The sequence below is a fragment of the Acutalibacter sp. 1XD8-33 genome (assembly GCF_003612555.1).
Lineage (GTDB): Bacteria > Bacillota > Clostridia > Oscillospirales > Acutalibacteraceae > Acutalibacter.
This window is the reverse complement of sequence record NZ_RAZF01000002.1, coordinates 161,862-188,570: the sequence shown is the minus strand read 5'-3', so window position 1 is coordinate 188,570 and position 26,709 is coordinate 161,862. Positions and strand designations below refer to the sequence as shown.

General features: G+C 55.9%; 22 protein-coding genes. 15 read left to right on the top strand and 7 right to left on the bottom strand.

What is annotated here, in order from left to right; genetic code table 11:
• Positions 1-10: 10 nt before the first annotated feature.
• The 3 genes from fucO to D7X94_RS02820 all read right to left on the bottom strand — a co-directional run bounded on the left by fucO (position 11) and on the right by D7X94_RS02820 (position 4,042).
• Positions 11-1,159 (bottom strand): lactaldehyde reductase, encoded by a 1,149-nt coding sequence (gene fucO / locus D7X94_RS02830; RefSeq protein WP_120426185.1) that lies wholly within the window; start codon positions 1,157-1,159, stop codon positions 11-13.
• A gap of 213 nt (positions 1,160-1,372) precedes the next feature.
• A complete protein-coding gene (locus D7X94_RS02825; RefSeq protein WP_120426184.1) occupies positions 1,373-2,404 on the bottom strand; it encodes a 3-deoxy-7-phosphoheptulonate synthase in 1,032 nt (343 codons plus the stop codon).
• Between the two features lie 63 nt (positions 2,405-2,467).
• Positions 2,468-4,042 (bottom strand): glycoside hydrolase family 43 protein, encoded by a 1,575-nt coding sequence (locus D7X94_RS02820; protein ID WP_120426183.1) that lies wholly within the window; start codon positions 4,040-4,042, stop codon positions 2,468-2,470.
• A gap of 765 nt (positions 4,043-4,807) precedes the next feature.
• On the opposite strand from D7X94_RS02820, the gene D7X94_RS02815 reads away from it, so the two are divergent.
• Complete coding sequence (locus D7X94_RS02815) at positions 4,808-5,509, top strand: hypothetical protein (protein WP_120426182.1); 702 nt, start codon at positions 4,808-4,810, stop codon at positions 5,507-5,509.
• 585 nt (positions 5,510-6,094) lie between these two features.
• The gene (locus D7X94_RS02810; protein WP_120426181.1) at positions 6,095-6,946 is read left to right on the top strand and encodes a hypothetical protein; all 852 of its coding nucleotides are present in this window, start codon (positions 6,095-6,097) and stop codon (positions 6,944-6,946) included.
• A gap of 41 nt (positions 6,947-6,987) precedes the next feature.
• On the opposite strand, the gene D7X94_RS02805 is transcribed toward D7X94_RS02810, so the two are convergent.
• Positions 6,988-7,254 carry a helix-turn-helix domain-containing protein gene (locus D7X94_RS02805; protein ID WP_120426180.1) on the bottom strand — a complete coding sequence of 89 codons (267 nt, stop codon included), beginning with the start codon at positions 7,252-7,254 and terminating at the stop codon, positions 6,988-6,990.
• Between the two features lie 170 nt (positions 7,255-7,424).
• Between D7X94_RS02805 and D7X94_RS02800 the strand changes: the two genes are divergently transcribed.
• The 11 genes from D7X94_RS02800 to D7X94_RS02750 all read left to right on the top strand — a co-directional run bounded on the left by D7X94_RS02800 (position 7,425) and on the right by D7X94_RS02750 (position 19,169).
• On the top strand, positions 7,425-7,667 hold the full coding sequence (locus D7X94_RS02800) for a helix-turn-helix domain-containing protein (RefSeq protein WP_120426179.1): 243 nt from the start codon (positions 7,425-7,427) through the stop codon (positions 7,665-7,667).
• 140 nt (positions 7,668-7,807) lie between these two features.
• Positions 7,808-8,050, top strand: a complete 243-nt coding sequence (locus D7X94_RS02795; RefSeq protein ID WP_120426178.1) for a helix-turn-helix domain-containing protein — start codon at positions 7,808-7,810, stop codon at positions 8,048-8,050.
• Between the two features lie 210 nt (positions 8,051-8,260).
• Positions 8,261-8,890 carry a hypothetical protein gene (locus D7X94_RS02790; protein ID WP_147401647.1) on the top strand — a complete coding sequence of 210 codons (630 nt, stop codon included), beginning with the start codon at positions 8,261-8,263 and terminating at the stop codon, positions 8,888-8,890.
• 212 nt (positions 8,891-9,102) lie between these two features.
• A complete protein-coding gene (locus D7X94_RS02785) occupies positions 9,103-11,217 on the top strand; it encodes a diguanylate cyclase (RefSeq protein WP_120426176.1) in 2,115 nt (704 codons plus the stop codon).
• A 355-nt stretch (positions 11,218-11,572) separates the two neighbouring features.
• Positions 11,573-11,929 (top strand): Hpt domain-containing protein, encoded by a 357-nt coding sequence (locus D7X94_RS02780; RefSeq protein WP_120426175.1) that lies wholly within the window; start codon positions 11,573-11,575, stop codon positions 11,927-11,929.
• A 74-nt stretch (positions 11,930-12,003) separates the two neighbouring features.
• Complete coding sequence (locus tag D7X94_RS02775) at positions 12,004-14,658, top strand: hybrid sensor histidine kinase/response regulator (RefSeq protein WP_120426255.1); 2,655 nt, start codon at positions 12,004-12,006, stop codon at positions 14,656-14,658.
• Between the two features lie 350 nt (positions 14,659-15,008).
• Entirely contained in the window at positions 15,009-15,257 is a 249-nt protein-coding gene (gene secG / locus D7X94_RS02770) for a preprotein translocase subunit SecG (protein ID WP_120426174.1), read from the top strand.
• Between the two features lie 61 nt (positions 15,258-15,318).
• Positions 15,319-16,101 carry a GNAT family N-acetyltransferase gene (locus D7X94_RS02765; protein WP_120426173.1) on the top strand — a complete coding sequence of 261 codons (783 nt, stop codon included), beginning with the start codon at positions 15,319-15,321 and terminating at the stop codon, positions 16,099-16,101.
• A gap of 464 nt (positions 16,102-16,565) precedes the next feature.
• Positions 16,566-17,843 (top strand): methionine gamma-lyase family protein, encoded by a 1,278-nt coding sequence (locus tag D7X94_RS02760; RefSeq protein ID WP_120426172.1) that lies wholly within the window; start codon positions 16,566-16,568, stop codon positions 17,841-17,843.
• A gap of 43 nt (positions 17,844-17,886) precedes the next feature.
• Complete coding sequence (locus tag D7X94_RS18290) at positions 17,887-18,090, top strand: hypothetical protein (RefSeq protein ID WP_158590865.1); 204 nt, start codon at positions 17,887-17,889, stop codon at positions 18,088-18,090.
• Positions 18,091-18,263: 173 nt separating this feature from the next.
• Positions 18,264-19,169 carry a hypothetical protein gene (locus D7X94_RS02750; RefSeq protein WP_147401646.1) on the top strand — a complete coding sequence of 302 codons (906 nt, stop codon included), beginning with the start codon at positions 18,264-18,266 and terminating at the stop codon, positions 19,167-19,169.
• Positions 19,170-19,273: 104 nt separating this feature from the next.
• Here the strand turns inward: D7X94_RS02750 and feoB are convergent, their stop codons facing one another.
• Positions 19,274-21,367: a ferrous iron transport protein B gene (feoB, locus tag D7X94_RS02745; RefSeq protein WP_120426170.1), complete on the bottom strand. Its 2,094-nt coding sequence runs from the start codon at positions 21,365-21,367 to the stop codon at positions 19,274-19,276.
• Positions 21,357-21,590 carry a FeoA family protein gene (locus D7X94_RS02740; protein WP_120426169.1) on the bottom strand — a complete coding sequence of 78 codons (234 nt, stop codon included), beginning with the start codon at positions 21,588-21,590 and terminating at the stop codon, positions 21,357-21,359. Before D7X94_RS02740 ends, feoB begins: the two co-directional genes overlap by 11 nt.
• 319 nt (positions 21,591-21,909) lie before the next feature.
• Between D7X94_RS02740 and D7X94_RS02735 the strand changes: the two genes are divergently transcribed.
• Together D7X94_RS02735 and D7X94_RS02730 are read left to right on the top strand one after the other, a co-directional pair.
• Positions 21,910-23,016: a GDSL-type esterase/lipase family protein gene (locus D7X94_RS02735; RefSeq protein ID WP_120426168.1), complete on the top strand. Its 1,107-nt coding sequence runs from the start codon at positions 21,910-21,912 to the stop codon at positions 23,014-23,016.
• A gap of 325 nt (positions 23,017-23,341) precedes the next feature.
• Entirely contained in the window at positions 23,342-23,608 is a 267-nt protein-coding gene (locus tag D7X94_RS02730; RefSeq protein WP_120426167.1) for a helix-turn-helix domain-containing protein, read from the top strand.
• Positions 23,609-24,092: 484 nt separating this feature from the next.
• On the opposite strand, the gene D7X94_RS02720 is transcribed toward D7X94_RS02730, so the two are convergent.
• Positions 24,093-26,675: an FAD-dependent oxidoreductase gene (locus D7X94_RS02720; RefSeq protein ID WP_120426165.1), complete on the bottom strand. Its 2,583-nt coding sequence runs from the start codon at positions 26,673-26,675 to the stop codon at positions 24,093-24,095.
• Positions 26,676-26,709: the final 34 nt, after the last annotated feature.

Here is a 26,709-nt window from a genome sequence, read left to right as displayed (position 1 = left end):
GGGCCGCACCTCACATCAGGCCCCGGTACAGGGCGGCGATCTCCTCCACGCTGGTGTCCCGGGGATTGCCCGGGCAGCAGGCATCGGCGAAAGCGCTCTCGGACAGGAACTGCACGTCCTCCTCCTTCAAAATGCCCTGGAGGTTAGCGGGAATGCCCACATCTGCGGAGAGCTGCTTCACGGCGGCGATGGTGGCCTCAATTGCCTCTTCCTCTGGCATGCTGTCAATGCCGCCAACACCCATGGCCTTGCCCACAGCGCGGTAGCGAGCCCCGGCCACAGTTTTGTTATACTCCAGGCCCGTGGGTAGAATGATGGCACAGGCCACACCATGCGGCGTGTCATAAAGCGCGGAGAGCCCGTGGGCCATGCTGTGGACAATGCCCAGCCCCACGTTGGAGAAACCCATGCCCGCGATGTACTGTCCCAGGGCCATGCCCTCACGTCCAGCAGGTTCATTGTTGACGGCGGCGCGGAGATTGGCGGAAATCAGCCGGATGGCTTCCAGGTGGAACATGTCGGAGATGGCGCAGGCGCCCTTGGTGATATAGCCCTCAATGGCGTGGGTCAGGGCATCCATGCCAGTGGCGGCGGTAAGGCTCTTAGGCATGGAGGACATCATGTCCGGGTCCACCACGGCGATCTCGGGAATGTCGTTTACGTCCACGCACACAAACTTGCGTTTCTTCTCCACGTCGGTGATCACATAGTTGATGGTTACTTCTGCGGCAGTTCCGGCGGTAGTAGGCACGGCGATGGTAAAGACCGCGTGGTTCTTAGTGGGGGCCACGCCCTCTAAGGAGCGCACGTCAGCGAACTCGGGGTTATTTATGATGATACCGATGGCCTTGGCTGTGTCCATAGCCGATCCACCCCCAATGGCTACCATGCAGTCCGCGCAGCTGCCCAGGTAGGCCTTCACGCCGCTTTGCACATTCTCGATGGTAGGGTTGGCCTTTACATCGCTGAAAATCTCATAGGCAAAGTCAGACTTGTCCAAGAGGTCTGTCACTTTCTGAGGGACGCCAAATTTCAGCAGGTCTGGGTCGGTACAGACGAAAGCCTTTTTGAAGCCCCTGGCAGTAAGCTCGGGTACGATGTTCTCAATGGCTCCGGCCCCATGGTGGGAAATGGTATTCAGTACGATGCGATTGGACATATTTGCTCTCTCCTTATGTTAATTTTACAGCTTACAGAGTTTTTGCTATATCGGTTCCTCGGTATCCCCGTCAGGGAACGGGCGCTCTCCGTCCGATTTCACACTCCGGTGTTTTAGCGTTGGCTTTCCTGTTTGAAAACGGGTCCATACTAATTTTCAAGTACGTTTACTATAAATAAATGCCATTGTAGAAATTTCGGACGTAAAGGTCAATCAGGCCCGCTGGGCAATGTTAAAAATGAGGCTTCTGGTATCCGCCCAGCCTAGGCAGGGATCTGTAATGGATTTCCCATAGATCCTCTCGCCCCCAATAGGCTGGCAGCCCTCTTCCAGATAGCTTTCCACCATGACGCCTTTTACCAGCTTTCGCAGTGTCCCGCTGCATCCCCGGCTGTGGAGCACCTCGCTGACAATGCGGATCTGCTCCTTGTATTTCTTGTCGGAATTCGAGTGGTTCACGTCCACAATTACCGCCGGATTTTGCAGATCCCGGCTGGCATAGAGTTCACACAGGCGCATCAGGTCCTCATAGTGGTAGTTGGGCACGCAGGTGCCATATTTGTCCACGCCGCCTCGAAGAATGGCATGGGCCAGAGGGTTTCCAGTGGTGGTGGCGTCCCAGCCCCGGTACAGGAAATTGTGAGAGCTCTGGGCCGCCTGAATAGAATTGAGCATTACCGACAGGTCCCCGCTGGTAGGGTTCTTCATGCCTACAGGGATGTCCATGCCGCTGGCAGTTAGCCGGTGCTGCTGATTCTCCACCGACCGAGCCCCCACAGCCTCATAACAGAGCACGTCGTCCAGATAGCTGCGGTTCTCCGGGTAGAGCATTTCATCGGCGGCTGTGAGGCCACACTCTTCCATCACCCGGATGTGCATCCGCCGGATGGCGATAATGCCTTCCAAAAGATCCGGCGCCTTGTCGGGAGAGGGCTGGTGAAGCATCCCCTTGTAGCCCTGGCCGGTGGTGCGGGGCTTGTTGGTATAGACCCGGGGGATGAGCAGTAAACGGTCCTTCACCGCCTCGTTGATCTCTGCCAGCCGGTGGACGTATTCCAGCACAGCATCCTGGTTGTCCGCAGAGCAGGGCCCCACGATCACAATAAATTTATCCGACTTGCCCTCAAACACCGCTCGGATTTCCTGGTCCCGGGCGGCCTTGATTTTCCGTACGGCGGGAGACAGTGGGTATTGGGCCTTCAAGTCTGCCGGCAGGGGAAGCTGGCGGTTGAACTGCATAGACATGAGAATCACGCTTTCTTGAAAAGAATACTTTATTGAAAGACAAGAGTGCGAAGCCACTTTCTTTCAGAAAGTTATATATTGGCAGCGGAACCGGGAGAACCTGGCCCGCGCCTCTTCCGAACCCTGGCAGAATAACCCGAAAAAGCATCCGGTAAAGGTCCCGGCCATAACCTCGGTGGAGAGCAGCTGGCTGAGCCCCTGGCCTACGGGCCGGAGCGTCTCTCCCGGCGTCCCGGCAAAAAACTCGTATCCCCATTTATGAGACTGAATTTTTAGCGCCACCGGGCCGCTGCCGGGCAGGGCTACCGGGGTGCTTTCCGTCACCATGTCGCAGACCCGTTTACGCAGAATGACGTTCCGTTCATCTCCGCTGCCGGTGACCATCAGGTCATAGTGATGTTCGTTGGTATGGAACACGGTGAGTCCCGACTGAGCTCTATCCTGAGACGCGGGCTCCAGCTCCGCTTCTACCAAAGCACGGAACTGCCGCTGGCGGATCCCGACAAAGCTGGGCGAGCCCATGCCGTCCAAGCAGTCCGGCCCGGCGGTGAGGACCAGGCCCCGGTCAAAGCGGTAGCTTTCTTCATGAGGATTCCGCAGATAGGCCCAGGAGGGGGACAGCTTCTGCATTTGGGTGAAATCCTCCTCTAAGGAGAAATCCCCCTGCTCTGCGAGGCCGTCAGCCAATTGCACACCGGGAGTGTCCCGGGTTTCCATCAGAGCCTCCACTGCCCGGCCTCCATTAACCACCGGCCAACCGTCCACCCATTCCACCGGGACCAGCATTGTTTCCCGACCGATATGGTGCAGCTGGCTCTTTGAGGGACGTACGGCGTGAAATACCAGCCACCAGCCGCCGTCCTTATCGTCTACCAGATCGGCATGACCCGTGCCCTCAAACTCCACATAGTTGGGATTGGCCATGGTTTCAAAGCTGAGCATCAAGTCCCGGTGCGTGAGAATAGGATTGTGGGGACAGCTCTCGAAAGGCCCCCACACGCTGCGGGAACGGGCAATGGTTTCCATATGGCCGTATTCGGTACCGCCTTCGGCGATCATCAGGTAGTACCATCCGTCCTTTTTGTACATATGAGGACCTTCGGGGCACCTTCCGCCGGTGCCATACCAGAGGGGGCGCGTCTCGGAGAGATGTTCGCCGGTGTCCGGATTCAGCTGGAACTGGCCGATGCACTGGCCCTTTTCCCCGAAGTGGGTACCCACATAATAGCAGTTTCCGTCATCGTCCCAGAACAGGGAGGGGTCAATGCCCTCGTGGTCCAGAAAGGCGGGGTCGCTCCACTCCCCCCGGATATCATCGGTGTGTACGATAAAATTGGCTGTGGCGAAGCCCCGGGAGGACTTGTTCACGTTAGTCGTAATCATATAAAAGCGGCCGTTGTGCTCCCGGATGGTAGGGGCGAAAATACCGCCAGAGGTGCCGCAGCCAGAGAGGGGGAGCTGGCTCTTCCGGGTGAGCACAGAGCCCAGCTGTTCCCAGCAGACCAGATCCCGGCTGTGGTAGAGGGGTACGCCGGGGAAGAACTCGAAACTGCTGTTGACCAGATAAAAGTCATCCCCCGCCCGGCAGATACTGGGATCAGGGTAAAAGCCGGGGATGATGGGATTGCGGTATTTCATGGCGAAACCTCCTGAAAATTTGTGTTTGAGCGTGACACAGAGCGGCCTCCAGGGACTGCGCCGGTCTCATCTGCCGGGTTCCCGGGAAGGGGGCACAAGGCGAACGCCGCATCTATCCGCATACTTTATGGTTATGATACCACGATGTAACAGAATTTTCAACAGACATTTTCGGCGCTCTCCCTCTTTTTAAGCCAGGGGATCAAGCTGCCTGCTTTGATTTTATCCCTGATTGCCGTATGATATTCTGTGCTTTTCTGCAAGGTCAATTTCGCAGTCTTGGCCCGCCATACTTTTGGAGATCCTCCCAGAATTTTTTGGCCCAGATACCAGATATAAGGAATAATAAAAATAGCTTACATCGGTCGTTCGACCTTATGTAACCTAAGAAACTGTACTGATAGGATTTGTGTTTATAGTAAATACACTTGAAAATCGGTATATACCGATTTTCAAGCTAGGCGGCACAGCAGTTGCTGCGCCGCCTGGTTCAAAAGAGGTATATCTCTTTTGAACTGCGTTAACTATACGATTTTTAAGCAAATTCAGGGGAGAGCAAGGCGTGAAAACGCCGGCAATCTGGGGAGATTGGCAAATTTTCGCAACGCCGCTTCCCGGCTGAATTTACCGGAAAGGGGAATACAAACGCCGATTGGTACGGCTTTTAAGTGTAATGCTTGCAAAAAAGGAGCCGCGCAAAACTTCTTCCGCCGCCTTATTTTTCACAGAGGTTCTGCCGACTATAAGAAAAAGGAGGGCGAGATTATGGAATGGAAGGTAACCGGAAACGGGGGCTGGCAACGGGCCCAAGGCGTTCAGGCCGGAAGGGAAACGCAGCGGCGTACCCCTTCCCCGGCGGAAGAGGCTTCATCCGCCGCCCCAAATAAGAAAACCTCGGATACGCTGGAAGTATCCAAGGAAGCCCTGGAATTTTTGCAGAACCAGGAAAACACAGAGGAGGAGGACTTTGGCAGAGCCGAACCTATGACTCCCCAGGAAAAGCGCCAGGCCCAACGGGAACAGAAGATGAAAACCGCCGCCCAGATGTTCCAGGTGTTCCGGGAGCAAAGCGAGCAGATCAAGGAGCAGAGCAAAAAGCAGGCTGACGCGCTGAAGGAATCCCTGGACAAGATGAAGCGCTGCGCCCGCATCGCCAGGAATATCGGCAAGGGGCATAAGGTGCCTCCCAAGGACGAGAAGTATCTCCTGGAAAACGACCCCAAGGCCTATATGATGGCCATGGCTCTGCGGATGCTGGAGGAGCAGAAGGACAAGAAGCGGGTAAAGTCAGAGCTCAAAGACGAGGAGCAGCAGAGGGAGAACGGCGAAGAACTGGCCGGTTTGGCGGAGGGCGCTTCTGCGGTCCAAGGAGCCGCCAGCGCGGGAACAGAGATTTCGGCGGCGGATATAGCCCCCAGCGGAGGAGAGGCCGCCGTGGCCGAGAGTGCGGAGGTTTCGGTGGAATAAAGCCAGTTTTTTGAAGTAGTAGGGGGCCTCCGGCACACCGCGCCCAGCGAGGAGAAATGAGCGGGCGGGGTGCGAGACGCTCATAGCTGGCTGGTTCCGGTTTCCAGGGATGCTTTTTATTCAGTTGCAAAAGAGTTCATCTCGTGTAACGAGATGAACTCTCCGCACCCCTCTTGCCGATGTTTTGCGGAGCAAAACTCGGATAGTTAACCGAGCACAGCGAGATTAACTATGATTCACCACCCGCAAAAATTGTGCTTCTTAGACTATCAAGGTCAAGACCGTGGGACTCCGATCTCGGCTGTCACTTCGGTCGGTTCGCGGCGTGTCCGCCCCCGGCGGACGCTCACCCCACACCCTGCAACCTTTGAGAAAGGTAAGACTTCGTGGAACGAAGTCTACGAAACATTTTACCCTGGTTAGCTGAGCTAAAAACGCGAATCGTCTGCTACGAACGTAGTGAGGAAGCAGGGCAAAAGTTTGTGGGTTTTGGGGGCGATAATCGCCGGTGGCGATTTCCCGTCGCCGACCGAGCCGGCAGGCGAGACACAACGCCCCAAGGTCTTATCAAAAAGGAGGATTTTTATGATTCAGCAGTTTCCCCGCACGGAAGTGGACGGGGTTTCCCTCTCCCGGATGATTATCGGCACCAACTGGCTTTTGGGGTGGAGCCACACCAGTGTTTCCGCCGACGAGATGATCAAGCGCCGCTATGACAGTGCCCAGGCTTTCAAGCCCGTGCTGGAGGCCTACCTGCGCCATGGGATAGATACCATCATGGCCCCCTTTGCCCTGTCCCCGGAGCTGACTCGGGCGGTCAAAGAGACAGAGCAGCACATGGGCCGGGAGATCATCATGGTGGACACTCCTCATCTGAATGTTGACGACACCCCCGAGGGCCGCAGAGAGTCGGAACAGATTGTGAAAGACGCAGCCAAACGGGGTGCCAAGCTGTGTCTGATCCACCACTCTAAGGCAGAGGAGCTGGTGAACAAAAACCAGGGGGAGATTGTCCGCCTGGACGACTACACCAAGATGATCCGGGACGCGGGCATGGTGCCAGGGCTCTCCGCTCACATGCCGGAACTGATCGTCTACTCTGATAAAAACGGCTATGATGTGCAGACCTACATCCAGATTTTCAACTGCATGGGCTTCCTGATGCAGGTGGAGATTGAGACGGTGGCGTCCATTATCCACAACGCCAAGAAGCCGGTGATGACCATTAAGTCCATGGCGGCGGGGCGGTGCAGCCCCTATGTGGGTCTCACCTTCAGCTGGAACGCCATCCGGGCCAAGGATATGGTGACTGTAGGAGCCTTCTCTGCGGATGAGGCGGAAGAGGACATCGAGATTTCCCTGGCGGCCATTGAGCACCGATTCCCGGATATGGAGAAGCGGTCCAGCCCCAACCAGAACCAGGCGGCGTTCGGATAAGATATGTGTTTTGCCCTCGGAGGACTTCTCCGGGGGCTTTGCTATTTTTGGCCTTTTGAGAGGAATTCCACCCAGAAAGACTCATCTTCCAGCAGCTTTTCCGGGCAGAAAAGCGCCTGTGGAGGGAGCTGGAAGATCTCGGCTAGCTTTTTCAAAGTGATGATGTTGGGAAGAGATTTGCCGGTTTCGTAGTAGGTATATGCGGTGCGGCTGATTCCTAACTGCTTTGCAACGGCGTTTTGGGTATAGCCATAAAAGCGGCGGACGCGGCGCAGAAGAGATCCCAGATCATTCTCGTAGTTTGGCATTTCAATTACCTCCTGAACAGGCTAGATAGAAAACCCGCTGGGAAATTGGTATCCATCTCGTTTGAACTGCCTGGACTATATAGGCATACAGTATATCACCTTCGGCAAGAATACGCAAGTGCGTATACGCCAACGCGAACCTTTGCCTACAATGGCTTTGAGGTGATTGCATGTATGTAAAAGACGCTGTAGCAGACCGGTTTTTGGAATTGTGTGCGGAAAGGCAGATCAAGCGGAATGAGTTGGCCACTCGTTCAGGGGTTACGCCGTCTACGGTTTATAGCATGATCGACAAGCGAAGGCGGGATGTATCCATTACCGTGATTAAGAAGCTCTGCGATGGGCTGGAAATCACTCTGGGAGAATTTTTCTCCGCGCCGGTATTCGATCAGCTGGAGCAGGAGATTCAGTAAGAGATGGAGAAAACACTTAATTTTATTTTCGCGGGAAGTCTACTATAGAGTATATCATAATTTTTTTGCGTTAGTGAAGTATCACTAACATATTTTTTCTATTGACCTATCATAGGGATAAACTTCAAGGAGGTATCCCTATGAACACACAGGAAGCTGTTGCCGCCCGTATCCTTCAACTCTGCAAGGAAAGAGGAATCACTCCCAACGGGCTCAGCAATTTGGCCGCAGTTCCTCAGGCGACTGTGAAAAGCATTCTCAATGGGGAGAGCAAAAACCCTGGAACTGTTACGATAAAGAAGCTCTGCGACGGGCTGGAAATCACTCTGGGAGAATTTTTCTCCGCGCCGGTATTTGATCAGTTAGAACAGGAGATTCAGTGAGAAATGGATAAAATGCTCAATTTCTATTTACAAAGTTAAATTTATATCGTATACTAATGGCAAGGCAAAGGGGAGCACATTGTTTCATGCTCTAAATGAATTAAAAACATAAAATCTTCATTATAAAGAGGGCGATACCGATGCAGTTGGTAGAAGAAATCGTTTTTGAAAATGGAGAAAATCGCTTTTTTGCCAGAAACGGAGAGCCTTATGAAAAGAACGAAACTGTTTCGCAAATTTTACACAGCCGCCCTCTGCCTGCTGCTGGCCCTCCTGCTTCTCCTGTCCGCCTGTTCGGGGGAGAAGGCCAGCGTCCCCAGCCTGAAAGAGGTGGAAAAATATGAGAGCATCTGCGCGGCGGGCCGTGAGAGCGTGCTGGCGGAGCTGGGCCTCTCGGAAGAGGACGTGGAATGGGAAAGCGACTGGAAATTCGAGGCCACCGTGAAGAAGCGGCGGAAAATCGTGGGGGAGGACTTTATAGAGCTTCTGGGCTTTAGCTCGGAGGACACGGGAAGCCTTTTGGTCACCCTTCGGTTTGTGTATGGCACCTGGTCGGAGGACGAGGCCTGGGAAATCATTGAAAAACTCTATCATGAGTGCTGCACGGTCTATGGGGAACCGGACCGGGAGTTCAACGATGTGCGGTCTCCGGAGAATCGGATTTCGTATTTGCTTCAGGAGGAAAACAGAGATTGGAAAAATATGCCGAAGGAATACTGGGATGTCGGGGAGAAAACCTGGTTTTTCCTTCAGATGTTTCACACTGACCCGGGGGAGGTGGGAATTTGGCTGCACTATCAGTTTATCCACGACCCCTCCCGGGATTTCCCCACGATTTAATGGAGCCAAGCATCCACCTGATAAGTAAAGAGAGCCCCCGGAGCCTGCGCGTTCCGGGGGCTCTTTCCCCGCCCCGCCGCGCCGGAAAAATATTCTGCCCAAAGTATTCCCTGCGGCGCTTAATTTTACTTGCTATTTCAGCCGAAATCAGTTATAATGAAAAATAATATCGGCCAAAATGAATTCCCTTTGAAAGAAAGGAGTACTCCTGGATGGATGGCCATAAGCGCAGACAGAAGATTCTGATTGTGGACGATTCGGAGATGAACCGTTCCATTCTGGTGGATATGCTGGGAAAAGAATACGACACCATTGAGGTGGAAAACGGTCTCATGGCCGTGAATGAGCTGCAAAAGCAGGCTGCGGATATCTCCCTGGTGATGCTGGACATCGTCATGCCAGAAATGGACGGCTTCGGGGTGCTGGCTGTGATGAACCAGCGGCGGTGGATCGAGTCTATCCCTGTGATCATGATCTCTGCCGAGACCACTTCGGACCGAATCGACCAGGCCCTGGCCATGGGAGTGACCGACTTTATCCGCCGCCCCTTCGACGCCCGGGTTATCCGCCGCCGGGTGGTGAACACTCTTTTAAGCTCTGCCAAGCAGCAAGAGCTAGAGGCCCTGGTAGCCGAGCAGATCTACGAAAAAGAGCAGAACAGCCTCTTGATGATCGATATCCTCAGCCATATTGTGGAGTTCAGAAACGGAGAGAGCGGCCTGCATGTGGTGCATGTGCGCCGCCTGACGGAGATTCTTTTGGAACGGCTGATCTCCAAAACCGACGCCTATGGCCTGGACCAGAGCGACATCGCCCTGATCAGTGAGGCCTCTGCTTTGCACGACATCGGCAAAATCGCGATTGATGGCAAGATTCTCAATAAGCCTGGCAGGCTGACCGATGAGGAATTCCAAATCATGAAAACCCACTCCATGGCTGGGGCCCAGATGCTGGACGGCCTCTCTGTCCATCAGGGGGAGCCGCTGGTAAAGGTGGCCTACCAGATCTGCCGCTGGCATCATGAGCGTTGGGACGGCCGGGGATATCCAGACGGCCTCAAGGGGGAGGAGATTCCCATTGGTGCCCAGGTGGTGGCCATGGCAGACGTGTATGACGCCCTTACCAGCGAGCGGGTGTATAAAGCGGCGTTCTCTCATGAGCAGGCGGTGAGCATGATTCTCAACGGCGAGTGCGGAACGTTCAATCCGCTGTTGTTGGAGTGCTTGCAGGAGGCTTCCGGCACGCTGAAAGAGGAACTCACCAGCGGAAGCAGAAAAAACCAGGAGCAGAGAGGAGAGAGCCTCAACAATATTGTGGAGAGGATCTCTCAGCACACGGAACTTAGCGCCTCCAACCGCACGCTGCGCCTTCTGGAGCACGAGCGGATGAAGTACAGCTTCTTTGCGGCCATGAGCAAGGAGATTCAGTTCGAATATTCCATGGATCCTTCCATGGTGACTCTGAATGCTTGGGGGGCTCGGAAGCTGGGCTTGGAAGAAGTGGTGATGGACCCCCTGGAGAACGAGAAGGTACGGGAGTATTTAGACGGAGGTCTGGGAGAAAAACTTCGGAACGCCCTGTGCTCCGCCACGCCGGAAGAACCGATTGTTACCCTGGAGAGCAAAATGAACTGTGCGGGGGAGAGAAAGTGGTTCCGGTATGTGCTGCAGGCTCTTTGGTCTGAGGACGCCCCCCAGGAACGGCCGGAACTGAAGGGAGCCATTGGCAAGGCGGTGGACATTCACAGCAGCCGCAGCTATCTGGAAAACCTGGAGCGCCAGGCTTCTACCGACCAGCTTACGGGGCTTTTGAACCTGACCAGCGCCCAAAGGCAGGCGGAGGCCCGGCTCAAGGAGAGCCCGGACGGCAACTACGCCCTGGCCTTCTTCGATTGCGACCGCTTCAAAGATGCGAATAATACCTATGGACACCTGTTTGGGAACAATTTGCTGGTGCATATCGCCGGCAGACTCCGGCAGAGTATTCGCAGCGGAGACATTGTGTCCCGGGTAGGCGGAGACGAGTACATCATTTTCTTCCAGTATCATCAGGAGCTGGAACCCATCATCAACCGGATGCACTCTTCCCTGAACGGGGAGGATTTCGGCGGTTTCGCCATCTCCATCAGTATGGGCGTTGCCACCACAGAGCAGGTGGGCCTGGACTTTACCGCCCTGATGGGCGCGGCGGACAAAGCCCTCTATGCTGTGAAGCAGAGCGGCCGGGGCCAGTACCGGTTTTATGACGGTACGGAGACATCTCTGGCGGAGTCCGGAAACAGCGTCTATACCAACCAGTCCGAGATCATCGAATTCGACGAGGAGTAGAGGCGCCGCAGTTTCAAATTTTGTGTCTTTACATTTTTATGTAATACTGTGTGGCCTCCGTCTGCACAGAAGAGTTTCGCTTCGTAAACTCTCCCACACCACGCCATGGGGCCGAAACCTGGCAAAGACAAGTTTTCCGCCCCTGAACCTGGCAATGTGTTTGGGTTTGGCGCACTCAGCTAACCAGGGTAAAAGTTTGGTGGGTTTTTAGGGGCGACGATCGCCAGTGACGATTTCCTGCCGCTGCCCGAAGCGGCAGCTGAGACTCGAGGCCCTAAGCCGCCGGAGGCCAAGCGCAGCGAAACGAGCACCACTTCCACAAGATATTCAAAACCAATTAAAGGAGGAGACCCTTATGACGTTGCAGGAATGCTATGAGGCGCTGGGCGGGAATTATTCAGAGGTAAGCGCCCGGCTGCCCAGCGAGAAATTTATTCAGAAATTCGTGCTGAAATTTTTGGATGATAAAACCTACAGCCTTTTGGTGGACTCCTGGCGGGACGAGAACTGGGAGGAGGCCTTCCGGGCCGCCCACACGGTGAAGGGAATGTGTCAGAATTTGAGCTTCACTGTGCTGGAAAAGTCCAGCTCTGCCTTGACAGAGGCTCTGCGAAACGGCAAAAGCCCAGAGGCGGAGGAGCTGTATCCCAAGACCATGGAAGATTACGACCGGGCCTTGGCGGCTATCCGGGAATATAAGGCCGGACTTTAACTCCCCCTGGCGGGCGGATTACTTTGGCTAGCTTGTGGGTTGAGAGCAAGCGGGAGGAAAGCGAGGAAGCCAAAATGAACAAGCAAAACCCCAACCGGTTCCTGGTAGGCAGCTTTATCGCGCTGACGATTATTACATTTGGCGCGTTCTTTCTGCTGTCCCATTTTATGGAGGATTGCAGCGGCGATACCATCAGCCAGGTGGGCAAGATCTATATGCAGAATTTAAGCGAACAGATCGCCATGCATTTCCAAACCACCATCAACCTGCGGCTGGATCAGATGGAGAGTATCGTGGAGAACATCCGACCTGGTGTGGAGAGAGAGATAGAAACCACTCGGGAGGAGGTGGTGGACGAGCTCCGAGAAAGCAGCCGGGCCAGAGGATTCCGGCAGCTAGGCTTGCTTTCTTATGACGGAAGATTTGAGATGCTTCAGGGAGAGCAGCTGGAGATCACGGACCCAAAGCCTTTTATTGAGTCCTTGCAGGAGGGGGAGATGAAAGCGGCAGTGGGCACGGATAAGCAGGGGAATAATGTGGTGCTGCTGGGCGTGCCTGTGGACTACACGCTGTCTGATGGAAAAACCACCGCTTTGGCCTTGGTGGGAGCGGTGGATGTAGACTATATTACGGATACCCTCTCTTTGGAAGCAAACGACTCCATGGTATACTCTTTTGTGATTCGGGAGGACGGCAGCTTTGTGATCCGCACCGGCAACGCTTATCGCGACAGCTATTTTGAACGCGTGGAGGAGCTCTACGCCGATGTGGACGGAAAAACGCCCCGGCAGTATATTGAGGAGCTTTCAGCGGCCATGTGGGAGGGCAGGGACTATTCCGGCGAGTTCACGATAGAGGGGGAGCGCCGCAGGCTTTTCGGCACCAAACTGGCTTATTGCGAGTGGTATCTGCTCACCTTTATGCCTTACGGCACCATCAACCAGAGCATTGACCATCTGAGCCAGGAGCTGTTGGGGGCCAGCCTGGTTCTGTGTGGAATCATCTTTGGCGTGCTGCTTTTTATCTTTATGGGATACTACAAGATCAACCACAGGCAGTTGGAGGAAGTGGAGGAGGCGCGCGAGGCAGCTGAAAACGCTCTGACCCTGGCCGTGGAGGCCCGCCGGGAGGCAGAGCGGGCGCAGTCGGAGGCGGAACAGGCCAGTAAGGCCAAGAGCGAGTTCCTCTCCAATATGAGCCACGACATCCGCACGCCGATGAACGCCATTGTGGGCATGACGGCCATTGCCACGGCCAATATTGACAATACGCAGCAGGTGCAGAACTGCCTTCAGAAGATCACCAATTCCAGTCGTCATCTGTTGGGCCTGATTAACGATGTCCTGGACATGTCCAAAATTGAAAGCGGCAAAATGACCCTCAGCTATGACAGGGTTTCCCTGCGGGAGATGATGGAGAGCATTGTAAGCATTGTGCAGCCCCAGGTGAAAGCCAAACGCCAGAACTTTGGTGTTTCGATTCGGGATATCTCAGCCGAGAATGTACTTACAGACAGCGTGCGCCTGAATCAAGTGATGCTGAACCTGCTTTCCAACGCCATCAAGTTCACGCCGGAGGAGGGAAGCATCCAGGTCACCATGCGGGAAGAGGATTCCCCCAAGGGTGAGGAATATGTGCGGGTGCTACTGTGGGTAAAGGACAATGGCATCGGTATGTCGGAAGAGTTCAGGGCCCATATGTTTGACTCCTTTGCCCGGGAGGACAATACCAGGGTGCACCGCACCGAAGGAACAGGCCTGGGCATGACGATCACAAAATATATTGTGGACGCCATGAAAGGAACTATGGAGGTAAACAGCGAGCAGGGAAAGGGGACGGAGTTCTTCCTAACGCTGGATATGGAGCGGGCGGATACCTTTGAGGAGGACATGACTCTGCCCAACTGGAATATGCTGGTGGTGGACGACGACCGCCAGCTGTGCGAAAGCGCAGTGGCGTCGCTGCAATCCATCGGGGTGAACGCCGAATGGACGCACTCCGGTGAGCGGGCTGTCCAGATGGTGGAGGAGCGGCAGCAGAAACAAGACGGCTACCACATTATCCTGCTGGACTGGAAGCTGCCTGGTATGGATGGCATTGCCACAGCCCGGGAGCTGCGCCGGCGTATGGGAGAAAATATTCCCATTCTGCTGATTTCAGCCTATGACTGGAGCGAGATTGAGAGCGAGGCCAAAGCGGCGGGTGTGAACGGATTTATCTCGAAGCCCCTGTTCAAGTCCACCCTGTTCTATGGCCTGCGGCATTATGCTGACGTAAAAGAAGCCCTGCCAGAGAAAGGGCCCTCTGAAGAGGAGAACTGCCGGATGGACTTTACCGGCATCCGGGTGTTGGTGGCAGAGGATAATGAGCTGAACTGGGAGATCGCCAACGAACTGCTCTCTGAATATGGGATGGAGCTGGATTGGGCGGAAAACGGTCAGATTTGTGTGGAGATGCTGGAGCGCGCGAAACCAGGGTATTATTCCGCCGTGCTGATGGATATCCGGATGCCCGTGATGACAGGGTATGAGGCGGCTCGAGAGATTCGGGCGATGAACCATCCGGACAAGGATCTGCCTATCATTGCCATGACGGCGGATGCGTTTTCTGAGGACGTACAAAAGTGCCTGGACGCGGGGATGAACGCCCACATTGCGAAGCCCATTGACGTGCGGGAAGTAACCCGGATGCTGGCCAAGATTATTGGAGAGCGGAGGGATCAGCGGTAAAAAAATTAGCCCTCCGGCAAGGAGTTTTGCTCCTTCCCGGAGGGCAAGCAGCCGGAGCCCAGACTGTTTCGATATTTCTCAGAGTTCGCGCATGGCTGGACTCCGGCCCGATTGGGCGATACCGTAACGCCGGGCACGCAAACGCTTCCGTGCCGCTGTTACTATCCTGCCCGGCCCCAGAGAGAATATGCACGCTTTTCAAAAATATCAGAGTTTTTTGGGATTTTCGTTTTCTGCCTCTTGCAAACCACTGGGAGATATGGTAGAATATTAACCAGATTTGTATTTGGAAATTTTCTTATAAAATGCAAGAAGCTACTTGCATGGAATGATTCAAGGAGGACAACTGCATGACGGTGTTTGAAATTATTTTTGCCATTGCCCTGTTGCTTTTTTCCATCGCCATTATTTTGGTGGTGCTGCTTCAGGAGGGCAACCAGAAAAATGTGGGCGCTGTGACCGGCGTAGCCGATTCATTTCTCTCCAAGAGTAAGGCCAGGTCAGTGGACGCCTTTCTGTCCCGCTGGACAAAGGTGATCGCCATCGGCTTTTTTGTTCTGGTAATCGTGGCAAACGCGGTGATGTATTTCGTGAAATGAGCTGAAAAGAGAGACGCTCCGCTTTTAGCGGGGCTTTTTCTTTTGAAAAGGAGGTGGCTGGGTGATTCAACTCGTAGAGGGCTCACAGGCGGAAGAGATGTTTTTTGACCTGTGCCGGGGCTCGGCCTTTGGCTGTAAGCTGGCCGCCTGTGCCGGAGCCTATGGCTTCCAGTTGCCCTTTGCCCGGTTCTGGTTGGGTTCTGGCTGTGCTTTTGGACTGCTTGACGGAGCCCTTGTGCTAACGGGGCATCCAGTGGATTGGGCGGAAGTTCAGGCCTTTCTCGGCTCCTTGGGGCCAGAGCTCCTATGCTGCCGGGAGGACTTTGCCAGTCCTCTAGGGCTCAGGATAAAAAATCAGGGTCCTGTGTTGGGGAAGGAATTGTCAGGTAAATCTGGCTCCGGTGCCGTCGTTTCTCAGGAGCCGCTCCGGCTGGAACTTGTACATCGTCTGCTGGTTCAGTGTGGAATGGCAGGCCCTTGGGAGCCTTTTTACCTGGACCTGTCCCACAGGCTGCGCCACGACGGAGCTTTGGTACTGAGAGAGTATCGGGAGGGGCGGCTGGCTGGCTGCGCTCTGGCGCTGTTGGCCGGGGAGGAAGCCCTGCTCTCTGCTCTGGCGGTGGAGGAGGAATTTCGCGGCCAAGGGATGGGAAGCCGCCTTGTGGCCAGGATGGAGACCGCCCTGGCTGGGCGAAAGCTCTATGTTCTCCGGCAGACGGGGCGGAACCGGGAGTTCTACCGGCGGCTGGGCTACCGGGAAGAGGACCGCTGGGCAGAGGGCAAGACCTTGGGGCGCTGGCAAGGTCGTGGGGCTGTCTCGCCTGCCGGCTCGGTCGGCGCTTGACGGTCCCCACTGGGGACCAGCGCCCCCACACCCAGCAACCTTTGAAAAGCTCGCGGTGGTTTGGAGGGCGCCAATCGCCTGCGGCGATTTCCCGTCGCCGACCGAAGCGGTAGCTGAGACGCAGCGCCTCCAAGGTCTTGCCCTTAAACACCTGAGAAGCGCATTTTTGCCAGGGGTGGTGAATAATAGGTTAACACTCGCTGCGCTCGGTTAACTATCCGAGTTTTGCAAAGCAAAACTCTTAAGAGGGGACGCGGAGAGTTTCATCTCGTATAACGAGATGAAACTCTTTTGCAATTGAGAAAAAGCGTCCCCTAGTCCCGGAACCAGCTATCTGAGCGCACGAGCGTACCGGCCGGGAGCGCGCCTTGCCCGCTGAAATCTGGACGTGCCACCGGGCCCGGCAGGCCCCCATATAAATCAAAAAGCAAAAATATTACTAACTTTATGAAAGGAAGATCGTAATGGAGAATTTTCCCTATTTTGAGGTCCGGCCCGCGCTTATGGCGCTGGCGGAGGAGGCAGAGCGGGACGCGGGAGTGCAGTTCCGACGGATCGAGGAGAACCAGCGGTGGAACCAGCAGAAGATGCTGGCCGCCTTTCAGCAGTCCCGGGTAAGCGAGAGCGCCTTTGCTGCCAGTACAGGGTATGGCTATGGCGACCGGGGGCGGGATCTTCTGGACCAGGTATATGCTTATGCCTTTGGGGCAGAAGATGCTCTGGTACGCTATAACTTTGTCAGCGGCACCCACGCCCTCACTGTGGCTCTTTTTGGTATCCTGCGTCCCGGCGACACAGTGCTCTGCGCCACCGGAACCCCCTATGACACCATCCAGGGAGTCTTTGGCTTGCCCGGACGGGAGGAGTCCGGCTGCCTGAAGGACTTCGGCGTGGTCTACGAACAGGTGGACCTGCTGCCGGACGGCACGCCTGACTATCAGGAGCTGGAGCGGGAGATTGATGAGAGCGTGCGGATGGTGTACATCCAGCGGTCCCGGGGCTACAGCCTGCGCCCCTCCCTCACTGTGGCTGAGATTGAGAGACTGGCGGCTCTGGCCAAGCGCAAGGCGCCCCGTTGCGTGGTGATGGTGGACAATTGCTACGGAGAGTTCGTAGAGCGGGAAGAGCCTGTGGCCCATGGTGCTGACCTGATGGCTGGGTCCCTGATCAAGAACCCGGGAGGAGGCATCGCGCCCACAGGGGGCTATATCGCCGGGCGGCGTGACCTGGTGGAGCTGTGCGCCTACCGGCTTACCACTCCAGGCACGGGCCGGGAGCTAGGTTGCACCCTGGGCCACAGTCGGGAGCTGTTTTTGGGAGCCTTCCATGCGCCCTATGCTACCGGAGAGGCCCTGAAAACGGCGGTGTTCGCGGCGGCGCTGTTCCAGAGGCTGGGATATGGGGTGACACCCAGGCCGGAGGAGGCCCGCACGGACATCATTCAGGCCATTGAGCTGCGCACGGCGGAGGGGCTTATCGCTTTCTGCCGGGGGATCCAGAAGGCTTCGCCGGTGGATTCCTTTGTGGCGCCGGAGCCCAGCCCCATGCCAGGATACGACAGCGATGTGATTATGGCGGCGGGGGCTTTCACCCTGGGATCCTCCATTGAGCTCTCGGCGGACGGACCACTCCGGGAGCCTTTCGCGGTATGGATGCAGGGGGGACTCAACTATCCCAGCGGCCAGCTGGGAGTGCTGATGGCCGCTCAGGAGATGGCGCGCGAGGGCGTCATCCGGTTATAGGCAGAGCGGCTCACATAAGGAGCCGCTGAAGGGAGATGAATACATGAATCAAAGCATCACAAATGATCTTCGTGAACGCAACCGCCGGATCATTCAGGCAGCAAAAGCCAAATCCGCGCTTGTCTGCCAAGCCTGGGCTTCGGCGCGCGAGGGTATTCCTGGTGGAGCCCATCTCCAACGCCATTGGCGGGCTGGCCCGCTTTCTCACCATGTGGCAGGTGATTTACCGGAAGCTCTGAGCCGCTAATTGTGCTATTCGCCAAGTTTTAATTTGTAAATAGAATTTAATAAGTCAGATTTTCCATATAAGCATTATTCAACTCCAGGTTTGATCTATAATAAAATAGCGGCGGAGATTTCCGGCGGAAAGGAGGGCGGTTCAGAGCCGGCGCCAAAATTTCAGAAGTGAGGTGTTTTATTGTGAAAAAAGTTTTGACGGTTCTGGCGGCTATTCTGCTGGTGTCCCTTCTCGCGCTGTCCGCTTCGGCGGCAGATGAGGACAGCCTTCGAGCCAGTCTAGACGAGATGGCCGCGATTGAAAGCACGGTGGATTCCAGCCTGGAAGGCAATGAGTATTTGGAAGCTCTGCGCCAAGCCTATGTGAAAGCTGGATGGAAAGATACCTCCAACGACCTGCTGACCGCCTCCCATAGCGTTGACCCGGAGACAGAGGAACTGGCCTACCGAGACCTGGAAGCTGCTGCCACCGAGGAGGAAAAGGAGGCCATTCTGGCCGCCCGCAACGCGATTATCGCGGATACCACTTGGGGGGCTGGAGACGGCTGGCTGGTGGACCCTGTTAAGAAAGAATTTGCCGCTCCGCCTACTTTTCAGGAACTATTTCCCGTAGACTGGGAAGTTCCCGCAGGGCTGGTAGAGTGTGCTGTGCCAGAAGAGACTGTCCCATCGGAAGAAGAGACTGCAGAAGCCATGCTGGCAATGTCAGAGGAATTTGCTGAATGCGTTATGTACTCTGTTACACGATCTACTCCCATGCCTTTTAATCAGAAAATGTACATAAGAAAATTTGTTAGTGGCAGCGGAGACTCTCCTTCCTTTTGCTCGGTTGCTACATCGCAGGCTCGTGACACTTATGTATATTCTTCCGCAACTAAATCGTATCAGTCGGGGTTGACTAGCGTAAATATTGGTTATTCTGATAATAGGGGAGGATCGTTAGGCTATGTGAACAAAACGCCGATCGGTGTAGGCTTTAGGAAGAAGGTAAATGGTACTATGACAACAGAGGTGCATGTAAGGGTAAGCACCCATACAACAGCTGGTTATGCTCAAATGTTTGTCGGTCGCGAACTGGCGAGCACTTAGGGATAACTGCCAATCTTAAGGAGGGAGGGTCGCGGAGGCCCTCCCTCCTTCTGTGCTTTTTTTGAGAGATAGCGGGCGCAGCCGCTGGCTATCAGAAACTATACTCACAACACCAGCAAAGCCAGGCGGTACATGAGGAAGCTCACCAGCCAGGCAACACCGATCTGAAATGCGGCGGCGAAAGCAGTCCAGCGCCAACTGCCGGCTTCCTTCTTAATGGTTGCCAGAGTGGCCGCACAGGGGACGTACAAAAGGGAAAAGGTCATCAAGGCCAAGGCGTTCGCCGGGCCAAAGCCCATGCCGCCTAAAATAGCCGAAAGGCTGGCCATCCCTGCCGCAGAGTTCACATTGCCCACGCTGAACAGCACCGCGCAGCTGGAGACCACTACCTCTTTGGCGGAGATTCCCGCGATCAGCGCCACTACAATCTGCCAGTATCCCAGGCCCACCGGAGCGAAGAAGGGCACCAGCCATTTTCCCAGCAAAGAGCCGAAGGTTTCGTCCATCTCTGTGGAATAGCCGGAAGGGCCGAAGTTCAGTAGCACCCACATGATGATGGAGGCCGCGAAAATTACCGTACCCGCCCGGGTGAGATAGTCTTTCACCTTCTCCCATACGTAGATGAAAATGGTGTGGGCGCTGGGGGATTTATACTCCGGCAGCTCAATGAGCAGGGAGTTGGATGCCCGGTCCCTGGAGGTCTTTCCCCGTTCAAAAATATGCATGAGAAAGGCGCAGAGCACCGCTACCACAAGGCCCAGCAGGTACATGGAGTAGGCGGCAAGCATGGCGTGCTCCGGGAAGAACATCTGGGAGAAGAGTACGTAGATAGGCAGCCGGGCGCTACAGGACATAAAGGGCGTGATGAGCATGGTCTTGTACCGATCCCGCTTGTTCTCCAGAGCCCGGGAGGCCATGATGGCGGGCACGCTGCATCCAAAGCCTAAAATCATGGGGATGAACGCCCGCCCGGAAAGCCCCAGCCTGCCCATAATGCCATCCATCACATAGGCCACCCGGGACATGTATCCGCTGTCCTCCAAAAAGGCCAGGGCCAGAAAGAGAATGATGATATTGGGCAGAAAGGTGAGCACGCCCCCCACGCCAGTAATGATGCCGTCCACAATCAGCGAGATCAGAGGCGGAGCCACCTGAAGGGCCTGAAGCCACCCGAGGGCGCCCTGGGAGAACCAGTCCAACCCCATCTGGAAATATCCCTTCAGCCAGTCGCCGATGGTGAAGGTAAGGAAGAACACCAGGGCCATAATCAAGAGGAAGATGGGCAGCCCCCAAAACCGGTGAGTGAGCAGGGCGTCCGCCCTGTCGGTGACGGCGGAGCGTTCTTCCCGGTTCACTACCACCTCTTGGATGATTTCATCGATGAAGTCGTACTTCTGGTTGATGATGTCCTGTTCATAACTGCGGTCCAGGATATCCGGGCGGCTCAGCGGATATTTTTCCAGCAGCTCCCGGTCCCCCTCCAGGAGCTTGATGGCGTGCCAGCGGTAGTTTTGCAGGCCGGGATAGCGAGCTTGGAGTTCGTCTATCAGTTGGTCGATTTTGTCCTCGATCAGGTCGCTGTAAACCATAGCGTATTCCGCGTGATGCTGATGCTTGTGTCCTTCCTTTGCGGGGCGGGTGCTCTTGGTCATAGAGGACGCCCCTCTCCCGTGGTGGTGTATCAGAGGTGTATCCGAGGGATGACCCGCGTGGTGGGCGGCGGCATGCATCAGGATGTCCAGGCCGGTTTTCCGCCGGGCGGACACGGGAATCACGGGGACCCCCAGCATCTCTGGCAGACGGTGAGTGTCGATCTCCATGCCGCGCTTTTCCACAATATCCATCATGTTGAGGGCCAGGATCACCGGCTTGCCCAGCTCAATGAGCTGCAATGTCAGGTAGAGGTTCCGCTGTAGGGCCGAGGCGTCGGCCACATCGATAATGACGTCCACATCGTCACTGAGGATATACTGTCGGGTGACCTGCTCCTCCATGGTATAGCAGGTGAGGCTGTAGGCTCCAGGCAGGTCCACCAGGCGGTAGTCGCTGTTGTGGAATTGGAAGCGGCCCTCCTTTTTCTCCACGGTGACGCCGGGCCAGTTGGCGACTTTCAGGTTGGCGCCGGTGTAGGCGTTGAACAAGGTGGTTTTGCCGCAGTTAGGGTTTCCGGCAAAGCCGATAGTAAGTTCACGAGGCATAGCTTTCCCCCCTTACGGCAATATGCTCCGCAATGTCCATGCCTAGGGCAAAGCGGGTGCCGCGAACAGTGATAATCATGGCTCCCCGGCGCTTTTTCCGCAAAATTGTTACCTGGCTGCCAGGGAAGAGACCCAGGGCCTCCAGGCGGCGGGCTAATTCCAAAGGCAGGTTCAGGCCGTCTACCCGATAGACGGAACCGGGGGATCCTTCCAGCAAATTCATAGCAACCCCTCCCAAATTTTCTCCATATAAAATTTTAATACGAATCGGGGACGATGTCAATGCGCGGCGGGAGATTTTGTGCTATAATAGGGGGGCCTCCCTAGGGCGTATAGAGCTGGCTGGTTCCGGAGCCCAAGGACTTCCCGTCTGCCAGAACACTCGCCCCTCAAATTCTCACGAGATTTTGAAGAAAGGTGGCGGGGTTCTTAGGGGGCGACAATCGCCAGTGGCGATTGTCCGTCGCCGACCGAGCCGGCAGGCGAGACTTGGAGCCCCTGAGCTGCCAGAGGCTATTAATACTCAAAAAAGGAGAATCCCTATGCTGAACGAGTACAAAATTTCAGAAATCCCCGCCGGGAACTGCCGGGTCTGGGGACGCACCACCTCGTCCCGCTCACCCCTTACCCTGTTCTGGACTGGCAGCGGTCTGGAGCTGAACGTCCAGGGAGGAGAGCTCTGGGTGGAGGTGGAAACCAGCTACTCCATCTTGGAGCAGTGGGCGGCCCTCTTGATAAATGGCGCGCTGATCAGCCGTCATATGTTAGAGAAGGGAAGGCATTGGATCTGCCTGTTCCGGGGAATGGATCCAGACAGACCCAAAAATGTGCGTTTCCTCAAAGAGGTACAGGCTATGCCCAATGACCCAGAAGCCAGAATGCAGATTCACGCCCTCAAGGTGGACGGCCAACTACTGCCTGTGTCTCGGCTGCCTTATAAGCTGGAGTTCATTGGGGACAGCATTACTTCCGGAGAAGGGCTCATCGGGGCCAGAGGAGAGGAGGACTGGATCCCCATGTTCTTCTCTTCCGCTTATGGCTACCCGATGTTAACCGCCGAAGCCTGTGGCGCGGAATACCGGACGGTGTCCCAAAGCGGCTGGGGGGTGCTTTCCAGCTGGGACAATAACCCTTATAATGTACTGCCCCGGGTTTACACCCAGATTTGCGGTCCTTTGGAAGGGGAGGCAAACGGAGCCTTGGGAGCATATGAGGAAAATGACTTTGCCGCGTGGCAGCCGGATGTGGTGGTGGTGAATCTGGGCACCAATGATGGCGGAGCGTTAAACCAGCCCCCCTGGCAGGACCCGGCTACTGGAGAGAGCTTTCGGCAGGCCAGGGACGCAAAGGGGCGGGAGTCCTTCCAGAACGCAGCAGTGAACTTCCTCAAGCTGCTGCGGGCCAAAAATCCCGGCGCTTACCTTTTGTGGGCCTATGGAATGCTGGGCCGGGAGATGGCGGCGTCCATCCGGGAGGCGGTGGCCCGGTATCAGGTGGAAACCGGAGACCGGCGGGCGGCTTTCCTGCTTTTGCCGGACACTACGGAGGAGACGTTCGGCTCCCGTCAGCACTCAGGAAAAGCCGCTCATGCCCAGGCGGCCGCAGTGCTCAGCGATTCGATCCAATCAATTTTACATCTGGAGGGTTGACGCCTTCTGTAAATCTCTGCAACCCGCTCTGTTCTACCGTGAGCCTCTCATACTATTTATTACAGTGAGGAATTTTATTTGGCCGGAATTCGGCGCTTGTTAAAACTTGCCTTAACTTGCTTTCTGCAATGCAGAAGGGCGGATAATGGAAATCAATACTGGTCTGTGTTAGAAAAAGGCGGCGGAGAAGCAGGGCCGCCACCCGGCTTCTGGTAGTTATTACACATCTTTCCTGGTTTCAACAAGATCTGATGTATGCATCGTGGAAGTGTATTTCCTCCTCTGATAAGATTTCCCTGTAAGAATTTTTTAGGGGGTCTTGCCTATGCGAAAGTTCCAAAATCTACTCAAATCTTATCTGCGGAACGTCCTCACGATTTCCCGCCAAGAGAAAAATCTAACGCAGGAACGGGTAGCAGCTTTGCTGCACATGTCTACCCGTTCCTACTGTGATCTGGAAAGGGGAAAGTCTGGTTTTTCCGCAGTTACGCTTATTCTTTTTCTGGCGATGCTTTCCCACGACAAGATCCTAGAAACCATCCGCGGATTTTCGTCGTTGACAGCCAATTCTGAGAAAAAAGAGGGGCTTTAGGGATGACGGCGGACCAGCTCTATGCCGCGTACCTCCTGCTGGCTGGATGGCGGTACGCCCTTGCCCCAGAAGCAGCTTCTATATTTCCCTCTGATAGACCGGGATATCTTTGAAGACGCCTCTTGGGTAGTTAACCGCCGCTATTTTGCCATCCCCCGCTTTGTCCACGATGATCTCAGGTTGTTCCTCTTTTTTGAAGAGTGCTGTTTTACGAAAGACTCTACTGGGGGGCTTCAGTTTTCCAGTTCTGAATTTTTTGTTTTGTAGGACTGACGCACTCCCTTTTCTCCAAAAAGGACTTCCACTTAAGAATAGAGGCAAACGCGCTGGTGAACGATATTTGCCGGCTTTTCCAGCAGGCGGCATGGCCAGGCCTGCCAGATGAAATAGAGGAGATATGGGAATCAGCTGTTCTGCCTAAGTTTAAGAAAGGGGCGGCAAAATGCCGCCCCTCCTATTCGTGTTTTTTAAGCAAAAGCAGTTGTCAGCAGGTTGCGCCGCCTTTCATATGCTTCTGGGCGCTGAGGTTTTCCTCCTTGCGGCTCAGAAGCCCGTCGGACAAGAGCTGCTCCTGTACGTTCTCAAAGCCCAGCCGGGCGATGGTGTCCGCGAAGCGCTCGCCGGTAATTCCCTGTTCCCGGAACAGCAGAATCGCCTTTTCGATCACGTCCAGCACCTCGTCCTTGTCCGTGAATACCTTGTCCAGGTAGCGGCCCCGGGCCGCCTTCTTGCCCCAGCGGCCTCCAATATAGACCCGGTACCCGGGCACAAAGCCCTCCACGGCCTTAAAAGGACATTTACCCACGCAGCGCCCACAGTGGTTGCAGGCGGAATCATCGATGACCACTTTGCCCTCGTTCAGCACGGGCACCTGGATGGGGCAGGATTTCTCCACCTGGCAGACCTTGCAGCCCCGGCACTTCTCCAGATCGATCAGGGGGACCTTCTGGCCGATGACGCCCAGATCATTTAGGTCGGGCTTGACGCAATTGTTGGGGCAGCCGCCCACGGCGATCTTGAACTTGTGGGGCAGCTTGACCCCCGCGTAGCCGTGGAAGAACCGCTCGTGGATCTCCTCGGATAAGGCGAAAGTGTCGATCAGGCCATACTGGCAAGTGGTTCCCTTGCAGGAGACCACCGGGCGAACCTTGCTGCCTGTGCCGCCGGTTTCCAGGCCCGCCGCCCGCAGGTCCTCCCGCAGGGGCTCGATGTTGTCAAAGGGCACATGCTGGATCTCCAGGGTTAGCCGGGAGGTCATGGTTACTTCGCCGCTGCCGTACTTCTCCGCCGCCTCTGTGATGGCCCGCATCTCCTCTGCGGTGATCTTGCCGTTGCGGGTGATGACCCGGCCGTTAAAGCAGTCTGGGGTGCGCTTATCCCAGAGGAAACCCAGCCCCTTTACCCGGGTGACCTCTTCCGGGGGCACCGTCGCTCCGGGAGACTTCACCCGCACATCGTTGAAGAAGCTGGCCCCCTCCAGTACCAGAGTGTTGGTATAGCCCAGACTCTTCAGCCGGTTCTGGAGGAAATAGGCCCGCTTGCCCCTGGCGCACACCAACAGGAGCTTCTCATCCTTGCCAAGGCCTTCGATGGGACTGTCCACCGAGGCAAGATCCACGAACTTTGCCCCCCGGATGGCAGGGGCCGGATTCACGTCCACGATGGTGTAGTCCTCAGCGGCGCCGGCAGCGTACTGGGCGGGAGTCATGCTGTCAAGAATGCCGTCCAGCTTGTTCTCCAGCACGTAAACCGCCTGGACAAAGGGGTGAATGGCCGTGGAGAAGGGCGGCGCGTAGCTCAGGTCCAGGTTTTCATAGTGGGAGAGCTTGGCCCCCATAGACATGCCCAGCACACCCAGGTCCGTGATCTTATCCACCGCGCCAGGCCCCAGAGTCTGTACGCCCAGTAGCCTCCGGCTGGCCTTGTCGGCGATGAGCTTGATGATGAAGTAGGCGGAGTCCGGATAGTAATGGGCCTTGTCGTCGGTGACCATCAGGGCGGTTTCCACATCGTAGCCGCCGTCTTTGGCGGCCTGCTCGGTAAGGCCGGTCTTGCCCACGTTCAAGCCCGGAAGCCGGCACACGGCAGTGCCCAGCACGCCTGGGAAGCTCTTGTCCTCTCCCGCCAGAGCCTGGGAGAGGGTCCGGCCCTCCAGATTGGCAGAGGAGCCCATAGGCGACCATTGAGGTTTGCCGGTGAGGCAGTTTTTCACCAGAGCGCAGTCCCCGGCGGCATAGATGTCCGGCAGATTGGTGCGCAGCTTTTCGTCCACCACAATGGCGCCCCGCTCTAACGCAATGCCGGAACCCTCCAGGAACTGGGTGTTGGGCCGCACGCCTACTGAGAGGACCACCGCGCCGCAGGGGATGGTTCCGGCGGAGGTTTTTACGCCTTCTACCTGACTCTTGCCCAATACTGCCTCAGCCTTCGCCCCGGTGAGAACCCGCACGCCGGAAGCCTGGAGATGTTTTTTTACATAGGCCGCCATCTCTGGGTCAAGCACCCCGGGCATAATCTGAGAGGTGAATTCCACCACGGTGGGAGAGACTCCCTTGGAAAGCAGGTTTTCTGCCATTTCCAGGCCGATGAACCCGCCGCCCACAACCACGGCCCTTTTTACGCTGTTTTGCTCCAGATAGTCCCGCATGGACACCGCGTCCTCCGGGGTGCGCATCTGGAACACGCCGGGCAGATCCACACCCTCCACCGGGGGGACTACCGGAGACGCGCCAGTGGCAATCACCAGGGCGTCATAGCTGTAGCTTTCCGTCTCGCCGGTGGCAAGATTTTTGGCCTCCACCTGTTTTTTGGAGGGGTCCACCTTCACGGCCTCCCGCCGGGTGAGAACCTGAACGCCGGTCAGACCCTGGAACTTTTGGGGCGTGTTGACAATCAGCCCATCCCGGTCAGGGATAGCGCCGCCCACGTAATAGGGAAGCCCGCACCCGGCATAGGAAATATCTCCGCTCTTAGAGAGCAGGGTAACCTGGGTAGAACGGTCCTCCCGTTTGAATTTGGCGGCAACTTTTGTACCGGCGGCCACCCCGCCGATTACCAGTAATTTCATACGTCTCAATCCTTTCTCGGCCGGAGGGCCCAGA